The following is a 717-nucleotide window of genomic DNA, read 5'->3' on the forward strand; positions in this document are numbered from 1 at the left end:
GGCCCGCTGGGCTCACAAGACCTATCCGAGGCGGATATCCCCATACGGGGATGTCGGGTGCAACTCCCGACGGGTCCGTACTTCGTATCGCAACCGAATCCGTCCCCTTAAGTGTGGGACGGCGTTCGACTGTGATACGACGACAGATGCACCAAGCCGGGTAAAACCGCGCTTGGGAAGGGTCGATTCGCCCACCATCTCCACCTTGGGGGCGAATATGAAACCGTGTGTACGTGCGATCCAGGCGTCCACTGGACTCGTTCAGTTGAACGAGTCACAACGACGTTGGCTACTATGCCAGCTGGTGGATTGCTCGGCTCAGGCGCTGATGAAGGACGTGCCAAGCTGCGATAAGCCATGGGGAGCCGCACGGAGGCGAAGAACCATGGATTTCCGAATGAGAATCTCTCTAACAATTGCTTCGCGCAATGAGGAACCCCGAGAACTGAAACATCTCAGTATCGGGAGGAACAGAAAACACAATGTGATGTCGTTAGTAACCGCGAGTGAACGCGACACAGCCCAAACCGAAGCCCTCACGGGCAATGTGGTGTCAGGGCTACCTCTCATCAGCCGACCGTCTTCACGAAGTCTCTTGGAACAGAGCGTGATACAGGGTGACAACCCCGTAGTGAAGACCAGTACGCTGTGCGGTAGTGCCAGAGTAGCGGGGGTTGGATATCCCTCGCGAATAACGCAGGCATCGACTGCGAAGGC

General features: G+C 56.8%; 1 rRNA gene. It reads left to right on the forward strand.

From position 1 onward, the window contains the following. Nucleotides 1–280 precede the first annotated feature (280 nt). Nucleotides 281–717 (forward strand): 23S ribosomal RNA (locus IEY38_RS21155); the annotation flags it as partial.

The organism is Haloarcula sebkhae, assembly GCF_014647415.1.
GTDB lineage: Archaea > Halobacteriota > Halobacteria > Halobacteriales > Haloarculaceae > Haloarcula > Haloarcula sebkhae.